Raw genomic sequence first — 4,027 nt, forward strand, 5'->3', positions numbered from 1 at the left:
GAACGCGCGCATGCGGCGCTGCGCAGCACGCGCGGCGCGGCCGTGACGCTGCTGCATGCCGACACGCGCGAGGGCACGCTGCGCAGCGCCGGTGCGGGCAACGTGCTGGCGCGCGTGGTCTCGGGCACCACCGACCGCACCCTGCTGTCGCAGCACGGCACGGTGGGCCTGCAGATGCGTACGCCCGAAGAAGTGTCGGTGCCCTGGCCGCCGCACGCGCTGCTGGTGGTGCACAGCGACGGCATCGAAAGCCGCTGGCGGCCCGAGCTGCTGCACCCGGTGCTGGGCCGCGACCCCGTGCTCGCCGCGGCCCTGCTGCTGCGCGAGCATTGCCGCGGCCGCGACGACGCCACCGTCGTGGTGCTGCGCCGGAGGGACTGACATGGACGTCGTCAACCGCACCACGGAAGAACCGCGGGACCTGGCCGCCGCCCTCGCCGCGCTGGCGGCCAGCCGCGGCGAGTCGCGGGCGCTGCGCGCCGAGCTGGAGGAGACCAACCACGGCGTGCTGGCGCTGTACTCGGAACTGGAGCTGCAGGCCGAGCAGCTGCGCGAGGCCACCGAACTCAAAAGCCGGTTCCTGGCCTACATGAGCCATGAGTTCCGCACGCCGATCGGCTCCATCCGCAGCATCGCGCGGCTGCTGCTGGACCACGTGGATGGCCCGCTCACCCCCGAGCAGGAACGGCAGGTCGGCTTCATCCAGCAGACCTCGGCCGAATTCGCCGAGATGGTCGACGACCTGCTGGACCTGGCCAAGGTGGAGGCCGGGCGGGTGGAGATTTCGCCCGGCTGGTTCGAGATGGTGGACCTGTTCTCCGCGTTGCGCGGCATGTTCAAGCCGGTGCTCACCAATGCCGAGGTCCACCTGGTGTTCGAGGAGCCGCAGGACATTCCGAAGCTCTACACCGACGACCGCAAGCTCTCGCAGATCCTGCGCAATTTCGTCTCCAATGCGCTGAAGTTCACGCCGCGCGGCGAGGTGCGGGTGAGCGTCGAGCGGGTCGATGGCGACCGGGTGCGGTTCTGCGTGCGCGACACCGGCATCGGCATTGCGCCCGAATTCCACGCCAGCATCTTCGAGGACTACTCGCAGGTGCAGTCGTCGCTGCAAAAGCGGCTGCGCGGCACCGGCCTGGGCCTGTCGCTGTCCAAGCGGCTGGCCGAGCTGCTGGGCGGCGGCGTCGCGGTGGCCAGCGAGCCCGGCAAGGGCTCGGTCTTCTCCCTGACCATTCCCGCGCAGCTGGACGCGCCCTGAGCGCGGGGCCGCGGGTTCCCATGATCGACACCGACGTCATCCACACCACCATCGACCGTGCGGCGCACACCGTGCTGGTGGTGGACGACAACGCGGCCACACGCTACGCCACCGCCCGCCTGGCCCGTGCCGCGGGTTTCGCCACGCAAGAAGCGGCCAGCGGCGGCGAGGCGATGGAGATGTCCGTCTCGGGCGTGTCGGCGGTGGTGCTGGACGTGCACCTGCCCGACATCGACGGTTTCGAAGTCTGCCGGCGCATGCGTGCCCGCGTGGAGACCTCGCTGCTGCCCATCATCCACCTGTCGGCCACGTACATCCGCCCGCAGGATCGCGTGACCGGGCTGAACGCCGGCGCTGACGCCTACCTGGTGCACCCGGTGGAGCCGGCCGTGCTGGTGGCCACGCTGCAGGCGCTGATCCGCGCGCGCAGCGCCGAGGACGCGCTGCGCCGCAGCGAGCTGCGGTTTCGCGCCATCTACGACCAGGCCGACAGCGGCATCGGGCTGCTGGATGCCCAAGGCTGTTTCGCCGACGCCAACCCGGCGCTGCAGCGCCTGCTGCGCCGGCCGGCGCACGAGCTGCTGGGCCAGCCGGTGCGTGCTTTCGCCGCGCCCGAGCAGGCCGCCTTCGTGGACCAGTTGCTGTCGGGCGCGCAAAACGGCGCCGACGGCGCGCCGGTGCGCAGCGTCTTTCCGCTGCTGCGCCCCGACGGGTCGCCGGTGCACCTGGAATGGAGCGTGTCCTCGCACGCCGAGCCGGGCCTGCGCATCGCCGTCGCCATCGACGTGTCGCAACGCCACGAGCTGGAAGAGCGCCGCCGCGACGTGCTGGAGCGCGAGCAGGCGGCGCGCTCGGTGGCCGAGCGCCACAGCCGCACCAAGGACGACTTCATCGCCGTGCTGTCGCACGAGCTGCGCACGCCGCTAAACGCCATCATGGGCTGGGTGCACGTGCTCAAGCGGCGCGGCGCCACGCCGGAAACCATGCGCGGGCTGGACGCGATCGAGCGCAACGTGAAAACGCAGGCGCGCATCATCTCCGACATCCTGGATGTTTCGCGCATCAACTCGGGCAAGCTGCGGCTGGACTGTGAGCCGGTCGACCCGGGGGAGCTGATCGCCGACTCGCTCGCCTCGGTGGCCGACGAGGCGGCCGAGAAGCGCGTGGGCATCCGCACCGACGTCGTGCAGGCGCAGGGCACCGCTTGGCTGGACCCGGCGCGCTTCCAGCAGATCTTCTGGAACCTGATGACCAACGCCATCAAGTTCTCGCCCCCCGGCGGCGAAGTGGAGGTGCTGCTGCGCCGCGAGGGCGAGCGCCTGGACCTCACGGTGCGCGACCACGGCGTGGGCATCGCGCCCGAATTTCTCGGCCACATGTTCGACCGCTTCGCGCAGAGCGATGCGCCGGGCAACCGCGCGCACGGCGGCCTGGGGCTGGGACTGGCGATCGTCAAGCACCTGGCCGAGCTGCACGGCGGCAGCGTGGTCGCGATGAGCGGCGGGCTGGGGACGGGCACCACAATGCGGGTGGAACTGCCGGTGCAGGGGCCCGTGGCCGAGCCCGCCCACGCGCCGCGCGCGCGCGAGGACACCGAGCGCGCATCCTCCGACACCGCCCTGCATGGCCTGGACGTGCTGCTGGTGGAGGACGACGCCGATGCGACCGAGATGATGGTGGTGGTGCTGGCCGACCGCGGCGCCCGCGTGCGCTGCGCCAGCAGCTTCGACACGGCGGTGGAAGCCATGCGCGCGGCCTGGCCCGACGTGCTGGTGAGCGACATCGGCCTGCCCGGGCGCGACGGCTACGAGCTGGCCCGCCAGGCGCGGCTGATGCAGCCGCCCGGCCGCCCGGGGCGGCTGCCGGCCATCGCGCTCACCGCGTTCACCCGCCCGGAAGACCGCGAGAAAGCCGAACAGGCCGGCTTCGACCTGCACCTGAGCAAGCCGCTGCAGCCGCAAAAGCTCGTCAATGCCATCGAGGCGCTGGTGGGCGCGCGCCGGACCGCGGGGCAGGGCCCCGCCTGAGTCACTTGTCGGGTTCGGTGTTCTCGCCCAGCAGGGCCAGCATGCCGCCTTCGAGCGCCTGCATGTGGCGCGCCAGCTGCGGCGTCGATTCCTTGGAAATCTTCATGTAGCCCTTGAAGCTGCGCAGCAGGGTGGTGCGCTCGGGGTGGTGCAGCAGCATGGTGGCGATGGCTGCCTGCAGCACCTGCACCTGCGCGGCCAGCATCAGCTGGTTGTCCACCAGGCCCTGGATGCTCTGGGTGTGCAGCTCCAGCGTGTCGGTGATCTGTTGGTTGTCCATGCCCGGTCTCTGTGGTTTCTTCGCTTGGATTGTCGCCGCTTTGCCGGCGCGCACACGCGAAAAGGGCGGCCGAAGCCGCCCTTGTGTGTTGCGCCGCTCCTGCTCAGGTCAGGGCTGCTGCTTCATCACCTGGCCGGGGGGCATGCAGTTGTTGTCCTTCTTCGCCAGGCCCGGGGGGCAGTCCTTGCGCTTGCCCCTGGTCTTGCCCATGGTCTTGCCCGAGGTCGTCCCGGTGGTGCTGGTGCCTCCGGTGGTGCCCGAGCCCGTGCCCGGGGTGGTGCCGGTGGTGGTGCTCGTGCCGGTGCCGGCGGTGGTGCCCGTGTCCGTGCCGGTACGGGGCGCGGTGCGGGTGCCGCTGCGCGTGGGCATGCTGGCCGAGGCCGTCGGCATGGTCGCGGTGGTGCCAGCAGTCGTGCCAGTGGTGCCGGTGCCCGCGGTGGTGCCGGAGCCCGTGCCCGGGGT

The 4,027-nt window shown here is 71.4% G+C and carries 4 protein-coding genes and 1 pseudogene; 3 read left to right on the plus strand and 2 right to left on the minus strand.

What is annotated here, in order from left to right:
- From H0U68_RS06490 to H0U68_RS06500, 3 genes are all read left to right on the plus strand, one after another.
- Positions 1 to 381, plus strand: a 381-nt coding sequence (locus H0U68_RS06490; RefSeq protein WP_296353811.1) for a SpoIIE family protein phosphatase, incomplete at its 5' end; no start/stop codon positions are given.
- A gap of 1 nt (position 382) precedes the next feature.
- Complete coding sequence (locus H0U68_RS06495; RefSeq protein ID WP_296353813.1) at positions 383 to 1,258, plus strand: ATP-binding protein; 876 nt, start codon at positions 383 to 385, stop codon at positions 1,256 to 1,258.
- Positions 1,259 to 1,278: 20 nt separating this feature from the next.
- The gene (locus H0U68_RS06500) at positions 1,279 to 3,285 is read left to right on the plus strand and encodes a response regulator (RefSeq protein WP_296353815.1); all 2,007 of its coding nucleotides are present in this window, start codon (positions 1,279 to 1,281) and stop codon (positions 3,283 to 3,285) included.
- Between the two features lies 1 nt (position 3,286).
- On the opposite strand, the gene H0U68_RS06505 is transcribed toward H0U68_RS06500, so the two are convergent.
- Together H0U68_RS06505 and H0U68_RS06510 are read right to left on the minus strand one after the other, a co-directional pair.
- The gene (locus H0U68_RS06505) at positions 3,287 to 3,565 is read right to left on the minus strand and encodes a hypothetical protein (protein WP_296353816.1); all 279 of its coding nucleotides are present in this window, start codon (positions 3,563 to 3,565) and stop codon (positions 3,287 to 3,289) included.
- 108 nt (positions 3,566 to 3,673) lie between these two features.
- Positions 3,674 to 4,027 (minus strand): annotated as a pseudogene (locus H0U68_RS06510) (hypothetical protein); the annotation flags it as partial.

Source organism: Ramlibacter sp., assembly GCF_013697775.1.
GTDB lineage: Bacteria > Pseudomonadota > Gammaproteobacteria > Burkholderiales > Burkholderiaceae_C > Ramlibacter.